Origin of the sequence: Delftia sp. GW456-R20, from assembly GCF_001622915.1 — a bacterium.
In the GTDB taxonomy this organism is placed as follows: Bacteria; Pseudomonadota; Gammaproteobacteria; order Burkholderiales; family Burkholderiaceae_C; genus Comamonas; species Comamonas acidovorans.
On the sequence record NZ_LWCN01000003.1, the window covers coordinates 104,842 to 131,193 of the forward strand.

Here is a 26,352-nt window from a genome sequence, read left to right on the forward strand (position 1 = left end):
GGTTTGTCATTGCGCGCCCATGGCCCTCAGGCCATCAGCCCAGCCAGAGGTAGTGATCGATCAGCAGCGCCAGGAACAGCACGCTCAGGTGGATCAGCGAGAAGCGGAAGGTCTTGCGCGACAGCTGGTCCGAGTAATTGCGCCACAGTGCAAAGGCATAGGCACAGAAGCCCACGCTCAGCACCACGGCCACCACCAGGTACAGCCAGGAGCTCATGCCGTACATGAAGGGCAGCATGCAGGCCGCAAACAGGATCACCGTGTACAGCAGGATCTGCAGCCGCGTGTACTCGCTGCCATGCGTCACGGGCAGCATGGGCAAGCCGGACTGGCGGTAGTCTTCCACGCGATACAGCGCCAGCGCCCAGAAATGGGGCGGCGTCCACAGGAAGATGATGAGGAACAGGATCAGCGCCTCGGGACCGACCTGGCCCGTCATCGCGGCCCAGCCCAGCACGGGCGGCATGGCACCGGAGGCGCCGCCGATCACGATGTTCTGCGGCGTGGCAGGCTTGAGGATCACCGTATAGATCACGGCATAGCCCACGAAGGTGGCCAGCGTCAGCCACATGGTCAGCGGGTTGGTGCACAGCAGCAGCACCAGCGCGCCCAGCGTGCACAGGATGGCCGAGAAGGCCAGCGCCTGCTGGCTGCTCAGCTCGCCGCGCGCCGTGGGCCGCCAGGAGGTGCGCTTCATGCGCGCATCGATATGGCGCTCCACCAGGCAGTTGAAGGCGGCCGCCGCGCCCGCCACCAGCCAGATGCCCAGGCAGGCCAGCGCCATGTGCAGCCACTGGTCGGCGTTGGGCCAGCCGGGCACGGCCAGCACCATGCCGATCAGTGCGCAGAACACGATCAGCTGCACCACACGCGGCTTGGTCAGGGCATAGAACTGTGTCCAGCGCGAGGGCTCGACACTCAGGGAAGCTTGTTTACTCATGCAATCTCTCCACGGGCAACCGGCAGACCGTCCCGCAGTGCGCCCGGGCGGCTGGCCGCCAGGCACCAAACAATCACGGTCACCAGCGCAGCTGCGCCGCCCGTATGCAGCACCGCGGCCACCAGCGGCCAATCGAGCACCACGTTCGACAGGCCTGTCAGCACCTGCAGCACCAAAAACGCACCCAGCACGCGGCGCTGCGACGCCAGTGCGGGCACTTCACCCAAACGCCACCACAGCCCGGCCAGCGCAGCCACCACCACATAGGCCGCCAGGCGGTGCAGATAGTGGATGGCCGTGAGGCCCGCAAAGCTGATGTTGCTGCCGTCCTGCAGCATGCCCAACGGACGCCAGATCTGCAGCGCCTGCGAAAAATCCATGGCCGGCCACCAGCTGCCCTGGCAGGTCGGGAAACTGCTGCAGGCCAGCACCGCATAGTTGGTGCTGACCCAGCCGCCCAGCGCCACCTGCAGCACTAGCAGCGCAAGGCCCAGCCACAGCCCCGCGCGCAGCGCGGGTGAAATCACGGTCGCCCCTTGCTGGCGCGCAGCACGGCTCAGCCCCACGGCGGGCACGCACAGCAAGGCCAGCAGCCCCGTGCCGCCCAGCAGGTGCAGGGTCACGATGGCCGGGAAAAGCTTCATGGTCACGGTCCAGGCGCCAAAGGCGCCCTGCAGGCAGACCCAGAACAGCGCCAGCGTGGGCCACCACGGACTCAGGGCACCGCCTGTGCCCTCCGCCCCTGTACGCTCGACCCCTGCGCCACCCGCCCTGCCCAGGCGCCGCGCGCGCCGCCAGGCCATGATGGTCATGGCGATGATGAGCACGCCGACGGTGGTGGCCAGATAGCGGTGGACCATCTCTATCCATGCCTTGCCATGCGTCACCGGCCCGGTGGGCATGGCGGCCTGGGCCTCGGCAATCTGCGCGCGGGCGCCCATGGGGCTGGCGCTGCCATAGCAGCCCGGCCAGTCGGGGCAGCCCAGGCCGGAATCGGTCAGGCGGGTGAAGGCGCCGAACAGCACCAGATCGAAGGTCAGGAACAGCGTGAGCACCGACAGCGCCTGCAGCCGCTTGAGCGAGCCGCCGCTGCGGTTGCGCAGCCACACCCAGGCCAGGGGGCCCAGCGCCAGCAACAGGCCCAGCAGCATCAGCTCCAGAACGGGGGCCAGATCGTACAGCGCCTGTTCGCTCACGCCCGCCCTCCGCAGCGCGGCGTGCACCACACGGCACGGCCCCCGGGCAAGCCGAAAGGCAATGCCGCAGGCGCATCCGGTTGGCGACAGCAGATCTTCATAAATGAGAGCAATTTGACGAGAAGGCTCAGCCCCATGCGCGAGATTGGATCGCAGGCCGGGCCTACAGAGAATCAGGACATGCACCCAGATACCGGCTGCGGGACCGCGCCCCATGCACAAGGCCCGCCAAGCGGGCCCGGTCGCTGCAACTTTCAGAGCAGCATGTCTTTGATATGAAACAATTCTACTTGGCTGCGAACCGCTCAATCGCCCACGCATGCAGTGCCCCTAGATCGCAGCCAGCTTCTTTTGGCCGGTGCGATGCGGCTTGGGCCTGGCGCACACGAATTTCCACAGTACCCTGCCCAAGGCGTCGGCGGCCCAGCTTTACACGACTGCTCAGATTCGCTCAGATTCAGACACCTCGCGTTCCTTAGATTGGTGGTTTCACTTGGGAACCGGCAACTGCCGGGTGAGGCCATGATTGCAGGAGGCTCGTGGACTGTGCTTGATGGGCACGGAAACGAAATCGGGCGTGTCGAAGGCGATGAATTCGTCCGGTGCGGGACCAGGCCCATCTACCGCATCGATGGACCGGCGCTGTACTCCATGGACGGTTCGGCCAGACTGATGGGCTTTATCGAAGGGACCGAGGTCAGAACGCGGCAAGGCCGGATCTTCCTCAAATTTCTCGCACATTGAGCGGCTCTGCTCAGATTTGCTCATCTTCGGCCAGTCGAAGCCAGGGAGACTCCACGTCCAAGAAAACCTCCAGGCAATGGACCTCTTTTTCGTGCGCGTGCTCTCCAACAACGATTTCAATGCCTTCTGGGACGGCATCGCCCAGGACAAGCCCCTGAAGACGCCCGACAAGGGACGCACCGCGTCCTTCACTGTCATCCGCCGCAGCGACAGCGGCCTGGAAGTCAGAACGCACAAGGGCAACACGGTGCGCATAAGGCGGGAAGCCTTCGGCGCCGTGCTGCGCCATCTGGCCCAGGAGCATCACGGCGCCGAGCGGCCCTGCATCGTGGCCTCCAGCCAGCACCGGCCCGGCTTTCTGGGCTTTGCGGCCAAACAGGCCAACGACAACGCAGCCGTGGTGATCACCTACATCCTGCCCATACTGCAGGACGCAGGACTTGTGGAAATCGACGGCAACCGGCCCAACAGGACCTGGCTGCTTTGAACAACTGCACAGCCTTCGGCCTTCTGCGCCGGTCAATGACAATCTATGTCAATTCATTCATAGCCAATCACTAAGGCGCACAGATAATTGCCGGCATTCGTGTGAATTGTGAGAAGGGTCCGGGCCACGCTCCGCGCCCTTCGATGCTGGAGGATTGGCAGATGAGCGCCCCGGAAATGGAGGCCATACAGGAGCGGCTGAAGAAGCTGCGGGCCGACGAGGTGCTGGTCGCCGAGCAGCTGGACCGGCTGCAGGCCCAAAAGGCTGCGCTGGAGCACAGACAGGCCATGATCCAGGGAGCCATCCAGGTGCTGGAGGAAATGCGGCAGGAGCTGGAGCCATGAACCGTGGCAAGCCCGTCTCACCACCCGCATCGCCCCCCGCCTCACCCTGCGCATCGCCCACCCCCACCTTGCCCACAGCCGAAGACTGGCTGGCAAGAATTGCGGCCCTGGATGCCACGCAACCCCCTCCCACCCCGCCCCGTTTGCACAACCCCCGCAAGGCAAAGCGCCGCAGGGCGGTCACCGTCGTGGCAATGGCCGTGCTGCTGGGGCTGCTGGCCATCGCCCTGGCCGTGGCGGTGCAGTTGATGTGGGTCAAGTAGCTGTCACACGGCAGCAGCGGAAAGAGCCTTCAAGCGTGAAGCCAACCGAGCCGGGGCTGCTGTATACCCTCACATCCTGGCGAAGTCCCCATATTGTTTGCATGCTCACTTACGCCTAGCATGTGTCCACACTCAACGCAGTGGAGGTGCCATGGCCGATCCCGAAGAACCACTGGAAGTACGCTCAGAACGCTGGCAGTCGCTGAAGGGGCTGGACATCGCCTCCGTGGATCTGGGCCCCATCTGCGTGGTGCTCATGCTGACGCTGATCTGCATGGCCGTGATGATGCTGCTGGCCAAATCCGGCGCCGAGCAAGCACGGCAGGCCCAGCCATCGTCCCAGGCCAAGGGCCCAGCACCCCGACCGAAGCCGGCGCAGCCCGTGACCGAACCCGCCCAGCAACAGACCTGGACGCCGGCCTTGCGCACCTGAGGGCGACCTGAGGACGAGCTGAGGGCGGCAAGGCCAGGCCGCAGCACCTTCAGAGTTTCACCGAACGTGTCGCAATGAAGGTCGGCACGAACTTCTCGATCACAAAACGGGCATGGGGCTGCCAGTCTTCATGAAAGCCCGTCAGCACCAACCCCGCATCCAGCTGGCCGCCGATCTGATCGGCCAGCGTATGGCCGAACACCAGCGCCTCATTGCGCTCCCGCTTGGCATCAAGCGCTGCGGGCGGCAAATCCACCACATCGGAATACGGAAGGCGCCGCGCAGGCCGCATGAGCCCTTGCTCGCGCAACGCGGGATCGCGGTCCTCCACGAAGACCACCGGATTCCAGAAGCTGGACAGAAGGCGCCCACCCTTCGCGAGCACCCGCGCGCATTCACGCCATACGGGCCGCACATCAGGCACGTAGAGGTTGGAGATGGGGTGAAAGATCACGTCGAAGCCGGCATCTGCAAAAACGCCCAGATCGCGCATATCGCCCTGCACGCAGGTCAGCGCAAGGCCTTCGCGCTGCGCTACATGGCGGTCCTGTGCAAGCTGCCCGGCAGAGGCATCGAACACGGTGACCTGCGCGCCCGCCGCCGCAAGAATGGGCCCCTGCTGGCCGCCGCCGCCGGCAAGGCAGAGGATGCGCAGGCCGCACACATCATCCAGCCAGCCCGCTGGCAAGGGGCCGGGCGTGAGCCGCGCCTGCCAGCTTCCGGCACGGGCCCGGGCTATTTCAGCGCTGTCGACCGGGCGCGACCAGTCGCAGTCTTTCGCTGCCTGCAGGTTCCAGGCGGCGGTGTTGTGGGCAAGGATGTCGATGGGTTCTGTCATGGGCACTCTTTCATAAAGAGGCCGCACGGCGACGCGAGGTTGCGTTCAGAAAACGCGGAGCAGTCAACGGGCATGAAGGTGGTGACGCGGGCGTCCGCCGTGGGCCGGGAATGGGCTTCGGGGGGATCGGTCGGACTAGGGTCCGAAGGCGTCACAGGTTCATGTCAGGCTCGCAGCGGTCGCAGGGATGGAAGAGGCAAATTCTAAGACTGCGCAAATTGCACTGTCAAACCACTGCGGCGCGTTCCCCACACGGTCATGCGGAAGTCACAACCGTGAGACGGCTTGGCTGTAAGTTGAACACGCACCCTCGATGGCGCTGGCTTCTGCTGCGCCATGGCGCGCCCGCTGACGACCGGCCTTTCCCAACCCGGCGCCCAATGGATACCGAGGAGCAACACTTTGAAGGAGAGCTATGCGTAGTCCCAAGAAAGGCCGAGAGCCGATCCGGCTTATGGACCTGGCCCCCGCCGTCTTCTGCATCCAGTGCGAACAGGAAAAACCCGCCACAGGAGCCCGCCAATTCCACGCGTGGCATGTGTGCAGCGACTGCTCGCAGAAGTTGGCCCGACTCCCCCCGGCGCAAGCACCCACGGCGCACCACGCGCACTGAGGCAAGCGATTCCCCAAAACGAAAGCCCGCCAGATGGCGGGCTTTCTCATGCCCTTGCGGACATGAACGGGGGGCGGGAGCGGTACGTCGATGCGCGCCTACCAGGGCACAAACATGATCACCAGTGCCACAACCACGATAGCGGCAACGATGTACATGGTTCGCTTGGTGGCGAACCGGTTGCGGGACGACGAGGTGGGCACTTGGCCCGGGGTGTTGGGAGTAGGTTTGTTCATGGCCTCAAGCATGGTCGCCGCCCGGGACCGGCCCTGTCGGACAAGCACAGCTAAGGCAATCAGCGCAGAGCATGACAAGGGCGTCGGCCTTGGCGCAAGGTGACGCTTGTGAACGGCCGTGGGCTCACTGAGCGCGAGTGGCCAGAAAAGACAAAGCCCGCGAGTGCGGGCTGTTGGTCAGATTTCGAAGGCAGTGCGGTCCACTGCATCCTTGATCCACGCAGGAGGCTTGCCCCGGCCGGTCCACGTTGCGCCGGTGGACGGATCACGGTACTTGGGCACGCCTGCACCGACGGGCGACTTGCGCTTGCCCGTGCTGAACACATCTTCCTGGGTCAATTGGAATTGCTGGACGAGCTCGCGAACCTTGGCGATGGCCCCGCCTTTTTCGGCTTTCAGGACTTCGGCGATGCGTGCTTCGATCTCTGCCTTTTGCTGCAGGAGCGTCTTGTAATCAGGTGTCATGGACTTTTCTTTGGTTGTATGCTAGCGAGTCAGCATTCTATGCACAAAATGCCGCGCTGACATACCTTTGCATCGCAAACCGAAGGTTGCGGACGCAACAACACTCCCAACCTCCAGAGGTATAGAGTGGCGCAATGAACAAAGCACTGGAACTCTCAGGAATCGCGCTGGTGGCCCTGGTGGCACTGGCACTCAGCGCATGCACCCAACAGAAGCTGGCACCCTCCGTGGGCATGGCCAATCCCGCATCGGTCTATTGCGGTGAAATCGGCGGACAAGTCCGGATGGAGAAGACGCCCCAGGGCCAGGAAGGCATCTGCGTGCTGCCGAACGGCACGGAAATGGAAGAGTGGACGCTGTACCGCAAGGACCATCCGGCCAAGTAGTGGGATAGCGCTCTGCACGAACCACAAGCAAGCCGTTAACGCCCAGCCGTCAACCTGCTGCAGTTCCACCTCGGTGGCCATCAGGGTCACAACGTACTGGCGTGTTCCGTCCAAATACCGCGTGACCTCCGGCGGTAAATCAGCGCGCAGCACTTGGCCATCCGGGGTGACTTCACGCAGCAGACCTGCAACTTCTTTACACGACGTAAAGCTTTCCTTCAGAAAAGGTCTGCATAGTGGCCAGCAACGGATTCCGCCGAGCCTGGGAGCTTTCTCCTCCCTCCCTCTCAAATCCCTTCCCCAGGCACGCCACCACGGCATCGGCATTTTTCTTCCAGGGCCCGCAGCTTCGCCGCTTGCGGGCCCTTTTCGTTGCCCCTTCAACGGCCGCAGCTCCAAGCGGACACCGTGTCGAAAGAACTCATACATACGGGGCATGCTCGACCTACATGAGCACCCTGACTTGGCTCGCACAGGGAAGCCTCACAAGCAGTTGAAATAGCGTCAGTCCCGAGACCCGCAATGCCCTGCTGATGGAGATAAGCATGAGTCAAGTCGTACCGAGTGAGTCTTTCAATCCGGACCCTGATGCCCGCTACCACCGGAGTCTCCTGGATGCCTTTCCGGTAAGGGGCAGCTACCAGCTCATTCAGTTGCGCAGCACCAGATCTCGCAGCCCCTTCCGACGTTTTGCGAAGGCTTGCATTCGGGCGGTTCGCGCACTTGTTCAATGACGTGAAGGAGATTGTGATGCGACATTTTTTCCTCACATTTTTCTGGTCCGTGGTGACCCTCATCTCGCTGTACATCTCCACGCTGGCAGGGCCGATGTTCCCCGTCACGAGCTGAAATGCGGTTAACAGCCGGGCCTATGGTTGACTCATGGTTCTCCTCCTGGAATTCATAGGCATGCCCTGAAAAGGGCACCGGACTTTTTCTTCCCCGTGCCTGCACGTCGCAGGCATTCACGAGCTCGCAGCACCGCTGGCGAGCTTCTTTTTTGCGGGGTCCGCTTGCGGCTTTGGCCCGCTTTGTAGAGATGCAAGGCGGGCATACATCGGGTGCGCACAGCGAAGCGCCAGCGGCGCCAAGGTTCAGGCGACCAAGCGGAGGTTTATGCCGGTGCGGCATGAAGGACAGGATGTTGAAGATGCGGACCGCTCCGCATTGGGTCAAATGCCGGCATCGCGTAAGATGCTGATCCACCAGTAGAAGCGGGCGTCGTTCAATGGCAGAACGTAAGCCTCCTCTGAAAACAGCGAGAATCTCCAGAAACCTACGCCAAAACCTACGCCGAACTGGACACCAAAAAGCCCGCATCGCGGGCTTTCGTTATGGGGGTTCTGTTGTGCGTCAGGTTTCCGAGCGCAGTGCCTGCAACTGCTCGGCCGGCAGCAGAGCCTCTTCCTCCGCCTTCTCCGCGCCGCTCCGCAACGCTCCCAGCGGCGGCAGCTTGATCAGTGCGTCGGCCTGGTCCGGCGTGCCATGCAGCCACGCATCCCAGTCGCCCGGCTCCAGCATCACGACCCCGCGCTTTTCCTTGCCGGGCCGGTGCATGAGCGACAGCACCGGGTGCCCGTCCGCGGGCTGCGTGATCATTGTGTAGTTCGGCACGACCTCGCCTGTCTCGGGGTCAGGCCACTCGCTGTAGAGCCCGGCCAGGGCCGCCGGCTGCCCGTCCGCGCGCCGGAACGACCACCAGACATTGCGTGAGCCCAGGCCCCAGTACGGTTCCACCCAGCTCTCCACTGGAATCAAGCAGCGCTGTCCGGCGCGCCAGGCAGGGGCATAGGTCCACGACCTAGCCAGAGTCTCGCGCCTGGCGTTGTTGGTCGACATCGGCCGGCCCTCGGCTGTCACGGGCCGGCGCGTCTTTGATGATCGCGGGATCATGCCCCATTGCCCGATCTCCAGCACGCCGCCTGCAGTGATGTATGGACCCAGGGCCAGCGGCGTGACGTGCGGCTTCCACCAGCGTGGTGGGTTCTGCGATCCCACGCGCCACATGCGCTCGATCTCGGTCTCTCGTGGGGTGTTGTAGCGATTACAGATAGCGGCCTCCGTTGGTGATGACCCAAACTACTGCCCTTCCCATCCTCACTCTCTACATCTCTGACATCTGACCATGACAAGCGAAGCTCTCACTGACATCCAATTGCGATCTTTGCTGAAGTACGACCCAGATACTGGCCAATTTGAGCGCCTTGTTCGCATGGGGCGCTACCAGGCCGGGACACAGGTGGGGGCAAAGATGCGAAGCGGCTACATCGCAATCCGCATCAACTTCAAGCTGTACTACGCCCATCGCTTGGCATGGCTCTACGTTCATGGGGCTTGGCCGCCCGATCAAGTCGACCACATCAATGGAGCCCGGGATGACAACAGGATCGCCAACCTTCGTTTGGCGGATCGCTTTCGCAACACTCAAAACCTTCGCTCAGCCAAGGCGGGCAACAAGTCTGGACTGCTCGGCGTCTCCCCTCACCAAAACAGGTGGCGAGCTTTTCTCCATGTGCATGGCAAGACGCATCACCTCGGCCTGTACGACACCCCGGAAGAGGCTCACGCAGCCTACGTCGAAGCGAAGCGATCGATGCACGAGGGGAACACTTTGTAGAAGTGCACGCTGACTTACGCATAGTATTACTGTATATTTATACAGTCATGAAAGTCAAAGTCACCATCCTCCGCGAGGCAGGCGCGCGCAGCTATCACCGCGGACCACAGCAAGAGGTCAGGGGCGAACTGGACCTGCTGCACGCACCCGTGCCTGGCGAGAAGCGGACCGTCCCCGTGCTGCGCATCCTCGGAGACGACCGCAAGAACCAGCTCTTCGAGCCCCGACTGATCTACGCGTGCGCGGGCAAGATGAAGTTCAGCGGATTGGAGCACTGTGACCGCGCATGGCACGCGCAGGAGTGGTCCTGCGAGTTCGACTACTGACCACCCAGGAGGCCGCATGTTGCTCACATACGAGGAATTCCCCACGTTGCTCACGATGCCGCGCTGGTTCGGCACGCCCGAAGTCAAAGTCATGCCGGGCAAGCCGGAGGACTATTTCATCGAACAGCTGCATCCCGACTGGTTTCTTGTCTACGACTCGGACGGCGACTTGGTCTACAGCGGTGTCGGCCCCGTGTCCGTGCAGCAGTCAAACGCCCCCTTCTGAGAGCTACCATGCAAAACCCCATTGAGCGCGGCGTAATCGCCAAGGTGCGTGGTGAAGAGATGTCGGCAGCACAACGCCTGTTGCCTGTGGCTGGGCGGGGCCAGCCACAACACATCACCTGTGAGATTGAAACGCTGCTTGCCGGCCGAGTGCGCATCACGTTTGAGTTGCAGCGCTATTCGCATGGCCGCAATCAATTCTGGCATTGGGTCGGGCGCGGCGCCGAGCAACTGGAACAGCCTGCTGGCTGAGCGCCATGGCTGATGGCATGACCTGGGGCGGCGCGCCCACGGCGCCGGGCTGGTATGCGGTCGTGGTGGATTACGGCCGCCTGCCCTTCCCTGCTGCGCGGCGCTGGGACGGCGCCCTCTGGGATGACGAGCGCGGCATCAGGGCATTCGACGGACCGCACCACTCGGCCGACGCCGCCCTGGACTGGGCCATGGAGCGCTGCCCAGAGGATTGACAGGTTCGACTACTGCTTTTTCTGCACGCTAATGGATCCGTCGGCCTCCAGGAACATGCAGCGGATTTCTGATTCCTCGCAGTCTGCCTCGCGCAGCGCCTTCTCGATATCGTTGCGCGATACCCGGTGGCTTTTGCGCGCACCCTCGAAGATCGTTCCATCCCGCCCCAGCAGCACCGCCTCGCCCTCCAGCAGCTTTTCCGCCCCGCGCCAGCGCGCCGTCACGAAACCCACGGCCGTATTCAACGCAATGAGGATCACGCACACCAGCAGCCCTCCAGGCAGGGACTGATCAGACCCTGTCATTGAGGGCCCCGCCGCCTCGCTCACCAACATCACCACCAGCAGATCGAAAGGCGTGAACTGGCCCACGGTACGCCGCCCCGTCATGCGCATCATCAGCAGCAGCAGGACATAGACCGCCAGCGCACGCACGGACAACTCAAACGGATGGATGTCCAGGTTCCACATACCAACGCCCCTTCAATTCCGCCCCGCCCAGGGACTACGCGCTGAGATGCGCACTGAACACTTGAAGGCCTGTCTCAATTGCCGCAATGCCTGCTGCCGCCGCGCAGGCGTCTCGGCCGCCGTGCAATCGCTGGGCACCCAGACCTCGTAGCCCGACATGCGTGCATCCGTAGCCGTGAGCATGACGCACATGTCCGCAGCAAACCCCACGATGACCAGCCTGCGCGCATGCATTCTGCCCAGCAGATGCAGCAGCGGAGTGGAATGAAAAGCCGAATGCTGGGGCTTGAGAATCACCAGATCCTCCGCATCAGGCGCAAGCAGCCGAGCGATCTCGCCACGCTCGCCAGCCAAACCCTGGCAGGCGGCAAGAATGTCGCTGAACTCGCTGTGCCAAGTGCCGTAGTTATCGTTGGCGTAGATCGTAGCTACGCCCTTTTCGCGAAGCCTGGCCTTGAGCCGCACAATGCGCCGGGCAGCCCGTACCGCTTCCTGCAGCAAAGGCCCAGCATTGGGAAATTGAAGCGGGTTGATGACATCCACCAGCAACAGCACCTCCGCGCTGTGAGGCACTTGCGTGGGTTCTAACCACCTCGGCCTAGGCATCACAGCATGGATTCGCGTTGCTGCTCCGCTCGAGATGCGCCGATGGCAGTTTCAACCTGCTTGACCTCTTCAGGGGGAGGCAGGACTGCTGGCATACCCAAGCTCTGGATCCACAACTCGCGGCACCATCCCTTGGTGTGATACAGGTGATGATCTTCATCCTTTTCCACTCGAGCGTGAGCCTCCTTGAGGGCCTTGCCCGTCTCACCTGTAGCCACCTCGGCGACCTTGCCCAGAAGCTCCCAGTTGGCGTGGTCCTTGGTCTCAGCGTGAACCACGCACTCGCACGCCACGAGTTGCGCAGCGGCCGCACTACCACCCCTGAGAGCCAACTCCATCGCCTTCACCAGCGATGATCCTATGTGCTTCACAACATCACGGGAAGGCGAAGCTTCGTCCGGGTTGACTCCCAACAGTTCACATGTGGTTCGCACCACGTTCTGGTGACTGAGCGTCTCTTCGAGATACTCTTCCCATTCCTTTTTAAGGTCATCGTTCAGGGCACAGGTCAGAGCAGTTCTATACACCTGCTCACCTCCGAGTTCCGTTTCCATCATCTGCAGCAACAGATCTCTGAGTTGAGAATCGTCATATCGTGGTTTAGCCATTTGCCCACTCCGGTTTTCAGTTGCGGTCCGGCGATGGTCGGCCAACCTTGGCACTTTGCGCGTAAGCAGCAACTGAAGGGTATGTAGTGCTTCTCGAAAGTTACGTGTACGTCCAAGACCGTCAAATAATGATGGGCGGACGGCACAATGGCTGCATGAGATTCATCGCGCTACTGATCATCGCTGCAGCCCTGTTTTACGGAGCGTCGCGGATTTCCCACATACAGATCGGTGAGCGCGCCACAGGCGGCTACGACGGCGCGTCAATGACACCGCAGCAACGCGTCATCCAAGCCGAAAAGGAAGCTCGAGAAGCGGCAGAAGCAGCGCGCGCCGCGACGATGAGGCAAGCCGAGTAACACCAGCTGACCCGGCGTCTACGGCGTGATCGATCGCGTGCACGCCCTCTGCGCGGCCAGCAGCCGCATCTCGTAGCCCTCGCGGCGGTCGATCTAGGCCAGTGCCGCGTGCTCGGCATCGGACGGTAGGCGTAGACGATAGCCGCTCAAGCTCACGTGTGCGTAATTCGTGGCTTGGATCACGTCAGGGTGGCAGGCTTGGTACGGATCCCAAATGCTACTTTGTGGACTCAGAGACAAGACAAGAACACAGTTCAATTCATAAGCAATGATGAATTAAATAGCTTTGCTTCAATCAAAAATCCATCAGCAATCACCATTAACTATCGACAGCTTTCATCGAGATGGTGGAAATGGCCAAGAAATTCACAAGTGCAACCTGCCTTTTTCAACTAAGATTCACTGCTTCAAATATTTCATGAAGCGCAGCCAAGGAGTATTAAATGAAGAGATTGGTAGCATCAATTACCCTAATGTCAGCTACGCTAGCCTATGCGGGAACGGACTATTATTATGTCAGCCAGCCAATAAATAATATTGTTGGAAAGACCATATTTAATGCAACCCATTATCCAGCAGAGAACTTCAACAAACCAATATGGTCTGTTGACAACTCCACTGGATCTATTGATGGTTCACCAGCTAACTTCAGTGGCGAAACAGTGTCTACTTGGAATCTGGGAGATTTTACTGGAACGAATGTGCCAGCGCCGCTTCAAAATTATCAGCGAGGGAGGCCTGGCGCCAGTTACGGGGGAACGGCTGTGTCGATGCATGATGAATTAGATGGAGGCGCTCTCTCAGCCAAGTTTGGCGCAATGCTTAATGCATATAGTTTGCCATGGGCTCCGAATTTAACGGATGAAAGTGGGAATTCGTATCTCAACCCCAGAAATATCATGGGGGCAAACTTGCAGTATGCATTTTCTGGAGATATAAATCACAAACCATTCTCTAGAGGTCCCTCCAGCAAATTCCACTTCTCAATGATGCTACAAGTTCCAAGCGTAGCTGCCGAGGGAAATATTCGCGCCCATGCCGGCCTATCATTTACCCTTCAAGACACAACAGATCCAGAGGGTAGATATATATGGTTTGCGCCGTGGGCCTTCGATTACCCATCCGGAAATAATGGGCCAGCCCCATTAGAATCTATCAGCAATGATGTTGCATCAGTCGCATATATCATAGGTAGCTCTTTCTCACCAAATACAACATACGCGACAATGGAACCAGGCTCTGCAACATCGACAAATCAACCTTGGAACGGGTGGCGATGGTATGCAATATCGGTGTCCTATGCTCAAATGCAAAAGGCGCTTAGCGATTTAAATTCCGTCATTGCCAATGCAGTAATTTGCAAAACCCCGTCTAGCGACCCTCTAATTATTAGAAAATGTACTCCACTTTCCGGCAATCCCTCTGATTATAAGTTGGGAATGCTACACTTAGATTCAGAGATAGCTAGAACAGGACCTAACGGTGGCGGCTACATGGGATTAAGCACTTACGGGTGGTGGGCATATTCGACCTACTAAATTGATAGAAAATAAATCAGGCCGCCTCCGGGTGGCCTGATTTTATCTAAGCGGTCGACTGGCTATCACGGGCCAGGCGGCACCGAGTGTCTGGACATCAGCTGCGTGCCCTGCAGCCGCTGCTGCCATGTCCCCATACGCTGCGCGGCAGTCGTCGTATACGGCGTTGACGGCAGTGGCGTACTCAAGGACGGCAGCGGGGGGAGCGCTGGCAAGTCGGCGGGCGGCATCTGCGGATTGCTCGCGCAGGCTGTCAGAGACAGCGCGCAGCTGGTCAAGATCACGGCGCAGCAGCGCCTCGCGGTCACGGGCGGCATTGAGAGCTCCTTGGTATTTGGTGTTCATGGTCTGCTCAGCGCTGCGCACGCGGGCGTCGGCCGCGCGCTGGGCAGTGCTGACGGCCAGCTTGTCGCTGATGGCTTCGGCCCGGGCCTCGGCCAGCTCGGCGCCCAAGCGCGCGCCCTGGAACTGCCATGCCAACGCGGCGGCCACGGCGGCGGCTCCCAGATGGGTGTAGAGCGCGGGGATCACCGCCCTCCCCTCCACCAGTACCACCACATTGCCCAGAGGATCGGGTTCATTGCTGGGCCTCCATGCACGCGGCGTGCCGCGCCTGTTGACGGGTCCAGACGCCGCTGCAAATCTTGTTGCCGGGCGTGCTGCAGTCGTAGCGCCACCGCGTGGGTCGTCCGTCCGCACCCCACTGGTAGGCGGCGTAGCCCGACAGGGGCTGGGAGCTGGTCATGAAGCGATATGCCAGGTAGGCGTTGCAGGCGCCGGCATAGTCGCCAGCCCGCGTCCTGGCCAGCATCGAGGAGCCGCGCCAGGCCCCGCACCCATACTGCCCGGCGAAGTCCACCGCCTGGGCAAACTCGACCTGGTGCACCAGCGTGTCGCCCAGCGAATCGCGCACGCAAGCCCCGTACTGCTGCTCCAGCAGGTTGATGGCCAGTTCGCGCGCCCGTTCGCGTGTGATGGGTGGGTCGGCCAGGGTCACGCGCGTTCCGTCCTCGTAGCGAGTGGCGCCATGGCCGATGGTGGGCACATCGCCGCGAACCGGGATGATCGGGTCTGCGCTGAAGCCTTCTGCGGCAATCCAGGCCGCGAGAATGGCCGCGCCAATGCCCAGGCCTGCGGCTGGCATGCGGGCCGTGCTCATGGCGCCCCCCAGTCGGTTTCGGGCTCCGGCTTCAGCCCAGCTAGGCGCGCGAGGCGCTGCCGCTGCTGGGCACGCTGATAGTCCTGGCGCCACTTCCAGACCAGATATCCGGCCTGCAGCGCAATGAAGGCCAGGGACGCCACGACGAGCCAGTCGCTCAGCGGCAGGCCCCAGACCTTGAACACCCCGGTCGCGGCGGCGCCCGGCGTGGCCTGCATGATGGCGCCGGCAATGTCCTGCCGCTGCTCTGCGCTCAGGTGCTGGTGGATGCCCATCAGCGCGAGCAGGGATACGAGGTATTTCTTCATGGCCCCGATGATTCCGGGGCCGGCCCGCGCTGGCGAACCCTACACGGGGGCTACTCAACCTCTCCCAACGAGTAGAACGCAGAAGGGTTCGAAAGATTGGCACTTTCGGCTGCGATCCATGCTGCAGGCAGCATCCCGGGATAGAGATACGAATAGCCGATATTCCCGTCCCAGACTTCAGCGACCTGGGCATCATTGCAACCGATGTATAGCGAATGGCTACCACCAGAGCCAGGTCGAACTGCTGAGCTCGCAGACGAAGCCGCGAGACTGCCATTCACATATAGATCCCGCCCGGAACTGCTTTTCTGCACTGCATGCAATCGAGCCGGTGTCTGCGTTCCCGGCGCGCTCGCGTTGTTGATCCAGCTGTCAGAGCTATTCCAGAATCCCCAGCGGTCTATTGATCGGTATGCCAGCGTTGCACGGTTCACGTTGCCGCCCGCGCCACTGTCAGAGCCGGTGACCGTGTAACTCATGATTGCCCGTGAGAGGCCTGTGATCATCGTTGATGCACTGCCGCCCATGGTCCAGGTCAAAAACTGCGACAGTCCGTCTGCGCGGTAGTGACCCGCCCCAGCGATGTATGCGCCCAATTCGTTTGAGATCAAACGAGGCTGCCGTGCCCGCAGGGTTCTCACCACACCAGCATCCCCCGATGGATCGTGCAGCACAAGCAGCGCATCGTCCGTGTGGCTGATGCCCTCATATGACCCGCCGACGATGCCCCAAACCATGCCCTTGACGGTCCCATCCAGCTCCACGCGCACAGTCTGGTCGGTGTCATCCCGGTTGATGAAGATGGCGCCGCGCCAGAACGTGAGGCCTTGCATGCGCAGCACTGGAGCGCTCAGATTGAGCACCCCAATGAACTGCTTGGCGGCCATGTCGTACTTCCACAGTCGTGTGCCAGCACCGGTCCACGCGCCAAAATACAGCAACCCATCCGCAGGGTTGTACGCGCACCCAGACATATCAACGCCCGACGGCACGCCGGAGGCATATGTGACGGGCGTGGCATCCACGAATGACAGGTCCGATTTGAGGAACCTGCCGATGTACATGTTGGCGTGGCCATCCGGGTCCGTGTATTGCTCCATCGGCACATAGATGTGTTCACCAACCACCTCGGAATCTCCCAGGTGGTTTGTGCCGGGGACGCTTGCAACCGGATTCGTGTTCTGAGAAATCAGGTTGAAGGAAGAATCGTATTTCTTGATGACATTTGTGCCGATAGCGAAGTAATTCACACCATCCCAGGCGATGCCTTGGTGGACACCAAGATTCGGCGATGTGCTCGCGCTGACCAGGCCATATACCAATCCACCCGAGACCAGATCAGACCCCTTGCCAGAGCGGTCGGCAAAGGAGTCACCCATCATGAAAACGCGGTGAAAAGCGGACCAGACGGCATGCCGCCCATTGGGATCTGTCCACGGCACGGGCAGATCTCCCGCGCCGCCGAAGTGCACATAAACCGCCGTTGGGCCGGACGCAGAAATATCGACCTTGGCGAACAACGTACCGGTGCGTGCAATCGGGTTGAGCGACACCAGGTCAAAGGGCAGCTCCGCCCCTGCCGCAGTCCTCACCCGGATGTCACCACCATCGCGGCGCGCCATGCCATCCCAAAATCCGGCCGGCATGTCATCAAGCCTGATGTACAGCGCATATCCCGCGACGGCCACGGGCTGGGCGGCAACAGTGACGGCAATGCGCTTGGAGTGCCGCGACGAAGCGATGATGCCCGCAATCACGCTGTCACACCCATCACGTCGAAGATGTCTGTGCCCACTCTTTTGACCGTTACGGTTCCTCCAGTGGGGATCACCAAAGTTCCAGCATAGGGGGCATTGAGCGTCACACCCTCGCCCGCCAGCAATGTCAGGTTGCCCGCAGCGGCATTTCGCACATGCCACTCACCGTTGAGTGGCAGCGGCTGGACAGACTCTGGCGGGAATGTGCAGGTCTTGGCCGAAGTCGATGTGAAACGGAGGTATCTTCCCGCCTCGGCTGCGGAAACATCGTGGGTGGTTCCAAGGACCGTCAATACAGGCGCTGGTCGCAGGTCGTCCTGTGTGGCCAGATCTGCTGCGCTCGATTTGGAGCCGAGATACTTCATGATCAGCCTGTGATGGTCACCCGGTACTGCCCGGTGGTCGGCGCGACGGCGAACGTGAACTGGGCGGTGTTCGCTCCGTTGGCCACCCAGTCGCAGAGCACTCCAGCGTTGGACGACGCTTCGCGCACGCTGACCCCGATGTCCTGCGTGTTCAGGTTGTGGGTCACGCTGATGGTGGTGGCCGTGCCGTCGCCGACGGTGGCCGACATCTTGCGCGCTACCACTGCCGGGTCCACCGAGATGACACCGCCCGTGATCGAGATGCCATTGCCGGCCGTATAGCTCGCACCACCACCTACCTGAGCGAACACCAGCGCCGTGGTGCCGATGGTGATGGGAGCATCCGTGGTCATGAACCACTGACTGTTGCCGTTGGCCGTGCCCTCGGACACGAAGACGGCCGCGCCCAACACCTCGCTGGAAGCATCGAAGTCGGTGGCGCGCGTCCATGCGCCAGAGGCGGCCAGGTAGATGCCATTGGCAGAGCCCGCAGTCTGGTTCTTCGCCAGAACCCGGTCGCCCGCGACCACGGACACACCATCGATGGTCTGGGTGCCGGACAGCGTGATGTTGACCGTGGTGGCCGCACGCACTGGGTCCTTCCATTTGAAACCCTGGACCGCTGCATCCAGCTGAGCCTTGGTGATGGCGTCCTGCGGGTTGACGGCATCGCCGATGTTCGTCAGGCGGTTGCCGGAGCCGTCGAGGTGGTTTGTGATTTTCATGGCGTGTCCTCAGTTGCAGAAAGCGCGGCCGGTCAGCGGCACGCTGTGGGTGATCTGGACAATGTCGGCATCGAGATACCGGACATCGGGGTAAAGCTGGCCGCCGAGGTTGTCGACGACAGTGATGGAGGGGTAGCGCCCCAGGTTGTGGGCGATGGTCCAGACGGTGGCCAGGCTGGACTGGGTATGCGTGTAGGTCGCGCCGGCGCCGCCGCCGGGTGGGCCCTGAATTCCTGGAGGCCCTTGCTCTGCTACGGCCAGGATCTCGATGTCCTCGGCCTGCTCCACGAGGATCTCCTTCTCGCAAACGACGAGCAGGCCGTTCATCGTGTGACCTCCGGGCTCACGCAGCAGGAGCCCTGTGCCAAGCGCGTGACCTCGCCGCCGGGATGCACGATTTCCAGATCGAACACCCCGCCGCTCCAGGCGATGGCCGCCGTGGTGCCCGCATCGACCAGCAGATCCACGGTGCCGGCAGTACCGCCCAGGGCAATGCGCCCGTTCTCGGTGGTCAGCTCCAGCAGCACCGCTGCGGAATCGACCTCCTCGCGCACCTGCATACGGGCCGTGCAGCCCGTCAGGTCGATAGGGGTCTTGTCGGGATTGAACCAGCGCAGGCGCCGCCGGAACGTGGCGCCCTGGTAAATCGTGAAGTTAAACTTGGCCGGCTTGGTCATGTCCTGCAGTGTCATAGTCGACCTACCATATGGCGAACCCTAGCCGGGGCATGCCGGATCAGCTCACAATCTCAAATCATTGGGATATGCTCAGCCACTTCAATAATTCAAAGGAATTCCGCGTGCATCCGAAGATATATCCCGGCGACAGGGAAATAGAAGAAATATTCCCCATTGAAGTACAAGATTTGATCAAAGCATTAGTTGCTGCAGAAAAAAATCTCAGCATGAAGCAGCGATTACTAAATGAAGCTTTCCAAGCAAAAATGGCAGTAAACCGCCGACCCTCTCAAACTCAAACGCCTGAAGAGTGTGTATACGACGACGCCGAACGGGAAGTAAGCACAGCAAATCATGCGCACATACGAATCAGAGATGAAGTTCTCGCACTTTCTTTGCGCGACCCAAAGTATTTGAATTTCTTCGGGGCATACGGGCTGCTATAGCTGTCGCCCTATAAACCCGTCCCAATCTGTGACATCGCGCTCGCTGCCGCTGTAGCTTCCGCTGGCGCGCACCTGGTTGTTCAGCGTGGTGATCATGTTGCCGAGGAAGTCCACGATCTCCTGGCCGTTGGCCATCTTGAGCTTTGCCACGTCCACGGCCACATCGCTGATCTGCAGGGCGTCGGCCGTGCTCTTGTAGTGCCGCTGGGCCGCTTCCTGGGCCAGCTGGGCCAGGCGGGCGCTGAATTGGGCGGGCAGCGCGTAGCTGCGGTTGTAGCTGTCGATCACGGCGTCCTGATCGCTGATCCACAGGCCCCTGGCGCGCAGCTTGTCGCGGAAGGCCTGGGCCGTCTGCTGGTGCAACTGCTTGATGCGGTCCATGCGCTGGTCCAGTTCGGCGCGCACCAGGCGCATCTTGGTTTCGCGCTCTTCGCGCAGGCGCGCGGCGTGGGTGGCCGCGATGGCATCGGCTGCTGCTCGGGTGCTTTCGGCGTGCAGCCGCGCGATGGCGTTGTGCGTGGCGCCCGGGGCGAAGCGGTGGCCGCTGGCGGCGGCGGCATCCAGCAGATCCCGCTCCCCTGCCCAGGCGTCCTTGCGCGCCAGCGCGAAAGCGGTGTCGCCAGCCACGCGGTCCACGTTCTCGATGTAGGTCGTGCCCACCGCAGAGGCCAGGGCAGACTGGATCCAGGCGTCCGCATCGGCGCCAGCGTCCAGCAGACCCGGGAACAGGTCGTTGACCACGCTGCTGTAGCCCGTGAAGAACGTGCCCACGGCCTGCTCGATGACCTGGGGCAGTTGGCCCACAGCGGGGGCCGAGGTCTCGACCGAGGCCGGGCCCAGGGCCGTCAGCACGGCAGACAGGCTGTTGCTGTGCTTGGCCTTGGCCACCTCGGGCTCGCCCGGGATGCCATCGATGATCTGGGTGATGGCCGGGCCGATCTTGGACTGCATCCGGCCTGCAGCGTCGTTGATCATCGTGCCGATCTTGTCGATGGCGGTGTAGACGATGGCGGCCGACAGGCCCTGCATTGCGATGCCGGTGGTAGCCATGCTTACTCCTCGTAGTTCACGGTGTTGGATTCGGTAGCCTGCGAGTTCACGGACACGCCGGCACTGTTGAGCGCCGCGGCAGAGCCGGTGGACAGGCGGCGCAGGCGCTTGACCTGCTGCTCGACGTTCAGGCCGATGACTTCCAGGGCGCGGTCGTTCATGGCCTTGACGGTGCGCTGCGAGGCCGCGCTGCCATCCTGGTTGGCCAGGGCCTGGGCATCCCAGCGCTGCAGCTCGGCGCTGGCCACCTGCATCTGGGCAGCGAGGGCTTGGTCGTCGCGGCGCACGCGCGTCAGGTACTCGTTGTTGCGGCCAAACACGTCGTACATGATGTTCATGCGCCCGAACACGAAGTCCATGGCCGTGTCCAGCGCGGCATTGCGCAGGCGTGCCAGCTCGGTGACGGCGTCCACCAGCAGGCGGCGGCGCTCGGCCTCGCGGTCGGCGGTCATCTGGGCGCCCAGTCGGCCCTGGTACAGGTCCACCACGCCGCCGGCCACGGCCTGCAGCGCTTGGGCCGCGCCGGACGGCACGGGCAGCCCGCGCTGGTTGAGTCCTCCCAGCACCTGCACGCCCTGCTGCCGGGCCTGGGCCATCCGGTGGTCCTGGCCGACATAGCCCAGGCCGTCCTGGCCGTGCATGGTGGCGCGCAGCCAGTCAACGGCATTGCGCCAGCCCGGGCCCACGGGCGCCACGATGTCCATCACGCCCTGGAACTCCACGGCCCATTCGTCGGCCACCTGATCCAGCTGCTTGGCCAGCTCCTTGTCGTGCTGAGCCACCCAGGAGCCCGCATCCGCCGGATCGAATCCGCTGCTGTACTGCGGCAGCCGGTAGGCGCCATTGGTACGGGCGGGCGTGAAGGATGCCACGGGCGACTCGATGGCCTGGGCCTCGCCGTACTTCTTCAGCGCAATGCCCCAGGCACGGCCCAGCAGCTCGTCAAACAGAATCGCTGATGGCAGCGCGCGTCCATTGGCCATGGTCATCCCCTCCCGATCCGGCGCTGGCCCGCGACCACGCCGAAGACGATGTTGTCCAGCTCGGCGGCGCCCTCGCCCACCAGGTCGAACGTGAAGTAGTTGGCAGCCAGGCCCCGACCCGGATCGAAGCGCTGCACACGCTGCGCCGCATCCACGCGCCGCGCGCGGTAGTTGTAGGTCTGCTGGCCGTCGCCGATGCGCACATACAGCTGGCCCGTGGCCGAGACGCCGGCATGGACCGACTCCAGCCGCTTGAGCGCCTGGCTGCCAAAGTCATGCTTGCCCAGGCCCGCGCCCCATTCGATGGGCAGGCCGGCGTCGGTGCTGCCGCCCAGGCTATAGACGCCATCGGCACGCACGCCGAACTGCCGGCCGCCCACGGTCATGAAGCTGTCGAAGGCGTAGCCCTCGTAGCGGGTGGAGGCGCTGGATTCGGTATTGACGACCCAGGCATGGCCCGGATCGACCAGCACAGGCTGGCCGTCCACGACCCGGAACACCAGCGCCCGATAGCGCTCCACGGCGCCCAGGTGCTCCAGCACGCTGGCCACGATGGCCCCGGAGATCTCCGTCTCGGCCCCGCTGCTGATCTGCTCGTTCACGTCCAGCACCAGACCGGCCGCGCCCAGCGTCAGCGCGCCCGAGGCACCCACGCGCTCGGCAATGACCACGGTCACATAGCCGCTGGCCGTCAGCGCCAGATCGGCGCCCAGCAGGTCCTGCGCCCGCACCAGGTGGGTCAGCGCCTCGACATCGGACAGCAGCTGCACGGGCGCCAGGGCCAACCGGCCCTCGGCATGCCTATCCTGCGAAGCCACGGTGAAGGCCGGGCCCAGGCGCATCTGGTAGTCGTGACCCTGTCCGCTGATGATGGCGCCGTTGACCACGGGCGGCGGCACGAAGGCCGTGCCGATGGAGTACTGCGGGATCCAGGCGCCCTCGCCAACCTCGGCCTCGGCCGTGGTCTGCAGGCGCGCCAGCGTGGGCCGCGCCACGGCGTCATTGCGGGCGTCCGATGCCCGGACCTGGGCGCCGGCCAGCCGTAGCGCGCCACGCGGGATGGGATCGCCAGCGACGCGCAGGGGCCGCAGCCGCGCCTTGACCTGGGCCAGCGGCCTGTCCGCGGCGAAGAGGTCCAGCGGCTGCAGCCCCATGCGGATCTCCAAGGGCTCCAGCGCCTGGCCCTCCACCTGCAGCGGCGCCAGGTTCAACACGGCCGTGCCGTCCTGCTCGACCACACCGTCCTGCAGCCGGGGCGAGTCCACGACGTCATCACCGGCATACAGCACGGCATCGAGCACATAGGGTGCGGTCATCGCAAAGCGGCCCTTGTAGACGCTCACGTCGTTCAGGAACCATTCGATGCGCCCGCCTCCGACATGGGCGCGCACCGTGTCATTGCCCGTCATCGAGCCCACGCGCTGCAGCGTGACGCCGGCATGGCGCACGTTGACCTGGCCATCCCCGAAGACCAGGCCGTACTCCACATTGGCGAACGATGAACGGCTGACGCGCGGCACCTGGCTGGCCAGGGTGAAGCCCACCACGGCGCCCACGGGCTTTCCGATCACGAAGGTGGCCGTGCCGATCCAGTTGGCCGGCAGCTCGCGCAGGCTGTGCGCTCCACCGTTCCAGCCGAAGTGCCAGTCGTAGGTGCGGCGCTCCGGCGTGGCGACCTTCGGCGGCCGCGCGGGAATAGCGGGCTGGGCGGGGATCACGATGCGCACGTTCTCGCGGCGCATGATCCAGGCGCTGGTCCAGGTCAGGGGCACGCGCTGGGCCTCGGCATAGTCGGATGTCTGCACGTAGGCCCAGACATCGCTGTAGTGAGCGGCCGCAGCGCTGAGGCTCGGGTTTCCCACCCGCTCACGCAGTGCATCCAGCGGCGTGCGCCAGGTCACCAGCCGCCCGCCGTCATCCGTGGGCACTTCGATCCTCTGCATCTCCTGGGACCCGGCCTCCACTCGCACATCGCGCCATTCGTAGGTGATGCGCTCGGGAATGGCCGGCTGCCCCGGAAACCCCGGGTCCGCGGGCGTGGCCGGCACGAACTCGACCAGCTTCTTGTTCTTGATCAGCGCGTTACCCATTGGCGGGCTCCTTGGCGCGGTGGTCGGCCATCCAGGGCCGGCCGGGGTTCATGGGCAGCAGCTCGCCGTCGTCGTCGCGCAGGCTCAGCAGGGGGAATAGCTCGCCACGGTTGAAGTCGAAGCGGGAGTCGTCGATGTCGTAGCCGCTGGAGCCGGGCAGCAGTTGGCCGTCCACCCAGGCCCAGTACGGCAAGCGCATGCTGTGCGCCGTGGCGCGCCAGCGCTGGCCCCCGTCGCGGCTGGTGTGCAGCTTCACGGCCAGCGGCAAGATGGCGCCGCTGTCGTCGGTCTGGCGCGGGCCGTAGACGGGGATGGCCAGCGTGCGCTGGTCCAGCGCCACGACAAAGCCCACGCGCTGGGGCCAGGGCTGGGGCAGCATCCGACGCTCCCACGTGGCGCCGCCGTCGGCCGAGACCATGAGCAGGGCCCGGCTGCCGGGATAGTCGATCACGCCGGGCGATCCCTCGGCATGGATGTACTGGGGGTCGAACTGGACCCACAGCAGCGGCTTCCTGTCCACGCGCACGCCGCCGCCGTAGCCCACGGCCCAGTAAGGCGGGTAGTGCCGCAGGCCGCCGATCACATCGCCAGCATGCAGGCCCGCGCTGAACCGGCTGCCAGGGATGGTGCTGATGCGCGTGGCGCCGGAGCGGGTGAACGCATAGACCTGCACGCTGGCCGCATCGGGCGCGGGCACCAGGCTGTCCAGCTGCAGGGCCGAGACCAGCAGCAGCGTGTCCTTGTCGCGCGGCACCATGGCGGCGATCACGGGCGCGGCATTGCCATCCGTGATACCGGTATGCGGCACATGGACCCAGGTGGCGCCGTTATCGTCGCTCCAGAGATAGGCCCAGCCCGCGCTGGCCGCGCCCTGGCTGTCACCACCGGGCAGGCGCAGCGTGGTCATGCGCAGGGCCAGCACCAGGGTCTGGGGCGACAGGCGCACCAGGTCCATCTCCACCGGTGCCATGTATTGCCCAGGACCCACCGCTGCGGGCATGGTGATCTTGGAGGTCTGCACGCCATCGGCCGTGGTGCGTGTGCAGGTCAGGCGGTACAGGCCCGAGGAATCGGGGTGGTAGCAGTCCTCGGCCAGCCCATGCACGGCGACCAGGCTCAAATAGCTCTTGCCATCCTGCTTGGCCATGGCCGGCTCGGCCACGGCATAGGTGCTGCTGGGGTCTGCGCGCATGCTCAACAGCACGCGCCCGAACAGCAGGCCCGCATTGGCAGCATAGACCTTGCTCGCGTCGTACAGCCGATCGTCGTCTGCGAAGAAATCGATGGAGCGCGACCCAGGATCAAAGCCCAGGCCGCTGTGCACGCCGAACGAGAGCAGCACCTTGCCGCCGGCCGGCCGGTCCGGGTCCATGCGCACCAGCTCGACGCCCGTGCAGCGGCTGACGCGGCGCACCGGCTGCACGAAGCGATTCATCCCCGCGAAATACCGCGTGTCGCCGGCCGCCGAGACCTCGCGCACCAGCAGCACCGTGCCGTCGCCCAGGGAGAACAGCCGCCGCTTGCCGTTCTTGGTGGCATGGTCAGCCGTCTCCACGCGGGCCTCGATACGGGTGAAGCGCGGCACGCGGGTCTGCAGCTTGGAAGCGGCCAGGTTGCCGAAGGACAGCGGCCCCTGCTGCTCGTCCAGCACGGACGCCATGAGCTGCACCCGGGGCACAGCGTCGGGTGCGCCCGGGGCAGGCGGCGCCACATCGTCGGGCACGGCCTGTGCATAGCCGTCCATCAGGCGGCGCGCGTCCGGCGGCTCCCACAGCGACACCAGCTGCACGACCTCGCCACCCGTGCGCCGCATGGTGACGAACTCGCCCGAGCGCTGCACCTCGCTGCCGTCGCGCCGGTCGGTCATGAAGGTGTTGCCCACGTCCAGCATGCCCTTGAGCGCCTGGTGCTCCGGCCCGCCGGCATCGCCCTTGAGGTCCTTGTGGATCAGCATCACACCTCCTCGCGCGCCAGCAGGAAGTCGGTCCAGAACTCGGAGGGGCCGCCCCCGCTGGTGCCGTTCCACCAGAAGGCAGCAAGGCGATCAATGCCGTTGAAGGCCCCATCCGCCTGCACACGGTCCGTCGCTGAAAGCGCATAGGGCCGCATCTCGTGCCACTCGAATTCCGTGCCAGCCAGTTCAGCTGCCGTGATCTCGCCCAGCAACACCTCGCCGTCGAGTACCTGGATGCCGCCGCCCAGGCTCACCAGGCGCAGCTCCTGCACCGTCGCAGGCACGTTGACTGGCTTGACCACAGCACCGGCCGCGTCCAGATCGAACTCATGCACGCCCGCGTTCGTGGCCTTGTACAGCAGAGTGACATCCGCCGTGAAACTGACGGGCTCACCGGCCCCTGTGACCTGGTAAAGCCCCACGTTGATCGTGCGCACCAGCTGGGCCGGAGCGCGGACCTCGAAGTCCGGCGCCGGCGGCAGGCCCAGGTCCAGGAAGCCGCGCGACGGGTTGATCGCGTCCCCGTTCCAGCCGAACGCCCAGTGCGCCGCATCGATCAGGTCCTGGAAGTCCAGGCCCAGGTAGGGATCATCGGCAGCCACCACGGCCACGAGCAAGTCGGCCTGGGGAACCAGGGCCCCGGCCTCGTAGACGAGCGTTCCAGCAGCCATGCCCG

General features: G+C 63.4%; 34 protein-coding genes. 13 read left to right on the plus strand and 21 right to left on the minus strand.

Features of this window, described 5'->3' with window-relative positions; genetic code table 11:
- Window positions 1-34 precede the first annotated feature (34 nt).
- Entirely contained in the window at window positions 35-940 is a 906-nt protein-coding gene (gene cyoE, locus A4F85_RS01755; protein WP_012205889.1) for a heme o synthase, read from the minus strand.
- Window positions 937-2,136: a COX15/CtaA family protein gene (locus A4F85_RS01760; RefSeq protein WP_063325925.1), complete on the minus strand. Its 1,200-nt coding sequence runs from the start codon at window positions 2,134-2,136 to the stop codon at window positions 937-939. Before A4F85_RS01760 ends, cyoE begins: the two co-directional genes overlap by 4 nt.
- Before the next feature lie 820 nt (window positions 2,137-2,956).
- Between A4F85_RS01760 and A4F85_RS01770 the strand changes: the two genes are divergently transcribed.
- The 4 genes from A4F85_RS01770 (at window position 2,957) to A4F85_RS01785 (ending at window position 4,407) form a co-directional block, all read left to right on the plus strand.
- Window positions 2,957-3,367, plus strand: a complete 411-nt coding sequence (locus A4F85_RS01770; RefSeq protein ID WP_013802153.1) for a hypothetical protein — start codon at window positions 2,957-2,959, stop codon at window positions 3,365-3,367.
- Between the two features lie 161 nt (window positions 3,368-3,528).
- Window positions 3,529-3,711: a hypothetical protein gene (locus A4F85_RS01775; RefSeq protein ID WP_225970971.1), complete on the plus strand. Its 183-nt coding sequence runs from the start codon at window positions 3,529-3,531 to the stop codon at window positions 3,709-3,711.
- Entirely contained in the window at window positions 3,708-3,974 is a 267-nt protein-coding gene (locus A4F85_RS01780) for a hypothetical protein (protein ID WP_063325453.1), read from the plus strand. The genes A4F85_RS01775 and A4F85_RS01780 overlap by 4 nt, the downstream gene beginning before the upstream one ends.
- Window positions 3,975-4,125: 151 nt before the next feature.
- Window positions 4,126-4,407, plus strand: a complete 282-nt coding sequence (locus tag A4F85_RS01785; protein WP_012205894.1) for a hypothetical protein — start codon at window positions 4,126-4,128, stop codon at window positions 4,405-4,407.
- Between the two features lie 49 nt (window positions 4,408-4,456).
- On the opposite strand, the gene A4F85_RS01790 is transcribed toward A4F85_RS01785, so the two are convergent.
- Entirely contained in the window at window positions 4,457-5,245 is a 789-nt protein-coding gene (locus A4F85_RS01790) for a class I SAM-dependent methyltransferase (RefSeq protein ID WP_063325454.1), read from the minus strand.
- 1,026 nt (window positions 5,246-6,271) lie between these two features.
- Window positions 6,272-6,559 carry an H-NS histone family protein gene (locus tag A4F85_RS01800; protein ID WP_012205896.1) on the minus strand — a complete coding sequence of 96 codons (288 nt, stop codon included), beginning with the start codon at window positions 6,557-6,559 and terminating at the stop codon, window positions 6,272-6,274.
- Between the two features lie 134 nt (window positions 6,560-6,693).
- Here A4F85_RS01800 and A4F85_RS01805 point away from each other — a divergent pair, with 134 nt between their 5' ends.
- The gene (locus A4F85_RS01805) at window positions 6,694-6,945 is read left to right on the plus strand and encodes a putative hemolysin (protein ID WP_063325456.1); all 252 of its coding nucleotides are present in this window, start codon (window positions 6,694-6,696) and stop codon (window positions 6,943-6,945) included.
- A 1,353-nt stretch (window positions 6,946-8,298) separates the two neighbouring features.
- On the opposite strand, the gene A4F85_RS01810 is transcribed toward A4F85_RS01805, so the two are convergent.
- Complete coding sequence (locus tag A4F85_RS01810) at window positions 8,299-8,997, minus strand: SOS response-associated peptidase (RefSeq protein ID WP_063325457.1); 699 nt, start codon at window positions 8,995-8,997, stop codon at window positions 8,299-8,301.
- Window positions 8,998-9,070: 73 nt separating this feature from the next.
- Between A4F85_RS01810 and A4F85_RS01815 the strand changes: the two genes are divergently transcribed.
- Genes A4F85_RS01815 through A4F85_RS01835 form a run of 5 tightly spaced genes read left to right on the plus strand, consistent with a single transcriptional unit; the run spans window position 9,071 to window position 10,580 of the window.
- A complete protein-coding gene (locus A4F85_RS01815) occupies window positions 9,071-9,562 on the plus strand; it encodes an HNH endonuclease signature motif containing protein (RefSeq protein ID WP_063325458.1) in 492 nt (163 codons plus the stop codon).
- Between the two features lie 47 nt (window positions 9,563-9,609).
- Window positions 9,610-9,888 (plus strand): hypothetical protein, encoded by a 279-nt coding sequence (locus A4F85_RS01820; protein ID WP_063325459.1) that lies wholly within the window; start codon window positions 9,610-9,612, stop codon window positions 9,886-9,888.
- 16 nt (window positions 9,889-9,904) lie between these two features.
- Entirely contained in the window at window positions 9,905-10,114 is a 210-nt protein-coding gene (locus A4F85_RS01825) for a hypothetical protein (RefSeq protein ID WP_063325460.1), read from the plus strand.
- A gap of 8 nt (window positions 10,115-10,122) precedes the next feature.
- Window positions 10,123-10,365: a hypothetical protein gene (locus A4F85_RS01830; protein ID WP_013802141.1), complete on the plus strand. Its 243-nt coding sequence runs from the start codon at window positions 10,123-10,125 to the stop codon at window positions 10,363-10,365.
- Between the two features lie 5 nt (window positions 10,366-10,370).
- Complete coding sequence (locus A4F85_RS01835; protein ID WP_013802140.1) at window positions 10,371-10,580, plus strand: hypothetical protein; 210 nt, start codon at window positions 10,371-10,373, stop codon at window positions 10,578-10,580.
- A 9-nt stretch (window positions 10,581-10,589) separates the two neighbouring features.
- Here A4F85_RS01835 and A4F85_RS01840 read toward each other — a convergent pair whose 3' ends face one another.
- From A4F85_RS01840 to A4F85_RS01850, 3 genes are read right to left on the minus strand one after another with little or no spacing between them, the layout of a single operon-like run.
- A complete protein-coding gene (locus A4F85_RS01840) occupies window positions 10,590-11,051 on the minus strand; it encodes a DUF421 domain-containing protein (RefSeq protein ID WP_013802139.1) in 462 nt (153 codons plus the stop codon).
- Window positions 11,052-11,063: 12 nt separating this feature from the next.
- Entirely contained in the window at window positions 11,064-11,657 is a 594-nt protein-coding gene (locus tag A4F85_RS01845; protein WP_063325461.1) for a cysteine hydrolase family protein, read from the minus strand.
- Window positions 11,657-12,265, minus strand: a complete 609-nt coding sequence (locus tag A4F85_RS01850; RefSeq protein WP_063325462.1) for a hypothetical protein — start codon at window positions 12,263-12,265, stop codon at window positions 11,657-11,659. The genes A4F85_RS01845 and A4F85_RS01850 overlap by 1 nt, the downstream gene beginning before the upstream one ends.
- 155 nt (window positions 12,266-12,420) lie before the next feature.
- On the opposite strand from A4F85_RS01850, the gene A4F85_RS01855 reads away from it, so the two are divergent.
- On the plus strand, window positions 12,421-12,624 hold the full coding sequence (locus tag A4F85_RS01855) for a hypothetical protein (protein ID WP_043796100.1): 204 nt from the start codon (window positions 12,421-12,423) through the stop codon (window positions 12,622-12,624).
- Window positions 12,625-13,067: 443 nt separating this feature from the next.
- Window positions 13,068-14,162, plus strand: a complete 1,095-nt coding sequence (locus A4F85_RS30175; protein ID WP_156516904.1) for a hypothetical protein — start codon at window positions 13,068-13,070, stop codon at window positions 14,160-14,162.
- A gap of 42 nt (window positions 14,163-14,204) precedes the next feature.
- On the opposite strand, the gene A4F85_RS01860 is transcribed toward A4F85_RS30175, so the two are convergent.
- From A4F85_RS01860 to A4F85_RS01890, 8 genes are read right to left on the minus strand one after another with little or no spacing between them, the layout of a single operon-like run.
- Window positions 14,205-14,693 (minus strand): hypothetical protein, encoded by a 489-nt coding sequence (locus A4F85_RS01860; protein ID WP_063325926.1) that lies wholly within the window; start codon window positions 14,691-14,693, stop codon window positions 14,205-14,207.
- Window positions 14,694-14,739: 46 nt separating this feature from the next.
- On the minus strand, window positions 14,740-15,321 hold the full coding sequence (locus A4F85_RS01865) for a glycoside hydrolase family protein (protein ID WP_063325464.1): 582 nt from the start codon (window positions 15,319-15,321) through the stop codon (window positions 14,740-14,742).
- Complete coding sequence (locus A4F85_RS01870) at window positions 15,318-15,629, minus strand: hypothetical protein (RefSeq protein ID WP_013802597.1); 312 nt, start codon at window positions 15,627-15,629, stop codon at window positions 15,318-15,320. Before A4F85_RS01870 ends, A4F85_RS01865 begins: the two co-directional genes overlap by 4 nt.
- Before the next feature lie 50 nt (window positions 15,630-15,679).
- Complete coding sequence (locus tag A4F85_RS01875) at window positions 15,680-17,386, minus strand: hypothetical protein (protein WP_063325465.1); 1,707 nt, start codon at window positions 17,384-17,386, stop codon at window positions 15,680-15,682.
- Entirely contained in the window at window positions 17,383-17,751 is a 369-nt protein-coding gene (locus A4F85_RS30180; RefSeq protein WP_013802131.1) for a hypothetical protein, read from the minus strand. The genes A4F85_RS01875 and A4F85_RS30180 overlap by 4 nt, the downstream gene beginning before the upstream one ends.
- Window positions 17,752-17,753: 2 nt before the next feature.
- Window positions 17,754-18,476 (minus strand): hypothetical protein, encoded by a 723-nt coding sequence (locus A4F85_RS01880; protein WP_013802130.1) that lies wholly within the window; start codon window positions 18,474-18,476, stop codon window positions 17,754-17,756.
- 9 nt (window positions 18,477-18,485) lie between these two features.
- The gene (locus A4F85_RS01885) at window positions 18,486-18,803 is read right to left on the minus strand and encodes a hypothetical protein (RefSeq protein WP_063325466.1); all 318 of its coding nucleotides are present in this window, start codon (window positions 18,801-18,803) and stop codon (window positions 18,486-18,488) included.
- A complete protein-coding gene (locus A4F85_RS01890; RefSeq protein ID WP_231890416.1) occupies window positions 18,800-19,168 on the minus strand; it encodes a hypothetical protein in 369 nt (122 codons plus the stop codon). The genes A4F85_RS01885 and A4F85_RS01890 overlap by 4 nt, the downstream gene beginning before the upstream one ends.
- A 35-nt stretch (window positions 19,169-19,203) precedes the next feature.
- Between A4F85_RS01890 and A4F85_RS30185 the strand changes: the two genes are divergently transcribed.
- Entirely contained in the window at window positions 19,204-19,599 is a 396-nt protein-coding gene (locus A4F85_RS30185) for a hypothetical protein (protein WP_197485436.1), read from the plus strand.
- Here the strand turns inward: A4F85_RS30185 and A4F85_RS01895 are convergent.
- The 5 genes from A4F85_RS01895 to A4F85_RS01915 are packed head-to-tail and all read right to left on the minus strand — an operon-like array spanning window position 19,594 to window position 26,347.
- Window positions 19,594-20,649, minus strand: a complete 1,056-nt coding sequence (locus A4F85_RS01895) for a hypothetical protein (protein ID WP_063325467.1) — start codon at window positions 20,647-20,649, stop codon at window positions 19,594-19,596. The two genes, A4F85_RS30185 and A4F85_RS01895, sit on opposite strands and share 6 nt — an antisense overlap.
- A gap of 2 nt (window positions 20,650-20,651) precedes the next feature.
- A complete protein-coding gene (locus tag A4F85_RS01900; protein WP_156516906.1) occupies window positions 20,652-21,632 on the minus strand; it encodes a hypothetical protein in 981 nt (326 codons plus the stop codon).
- Between the two features lie 2 nt (window positions 21,633-21,634).
- The gene (locus A4F85_RS01905; RefSeq protein WP_063325469.1) at window positions 21,635-23,722 is read right to left on the minus strand and encodes a hypothetical protein; all 2,088 of its coding nucleotides are present in this window, start codon (window positions 23,720-23,722) and stop codon (window positions 21,635-21,637) included.
- Window positions 23,715-25,676, minus strand: coding sequence for a hypothetical protein (locus A4F85_RS01910; protein ID WP_063325470.1), 1,962 nt, complete (start codon window positions 25,674-25,676; stop codon window positions 23,715-23,717). The genes A4F85_RS01905 and A4F85_RS01910 overlap by 8 nt, the downstream gene beginning before the upstream one ends.
- Window positions 25,676-26,347, minus strand: coding sequence for a hypothetical protein (locus A4F85_RS01915; protein ID WP_063325471.1), 672 nt, complete (start codon window positions 26,345-26,347; stop codon window positions 25,676-25,678). The genes A4F85_RS01910 and A4F85_RS01915 overlap by 1 nt, the downstream gene beginning before the upstream one ends.
- Window positions 26,348-26,352: the final 5 nt, after the last annotated feature.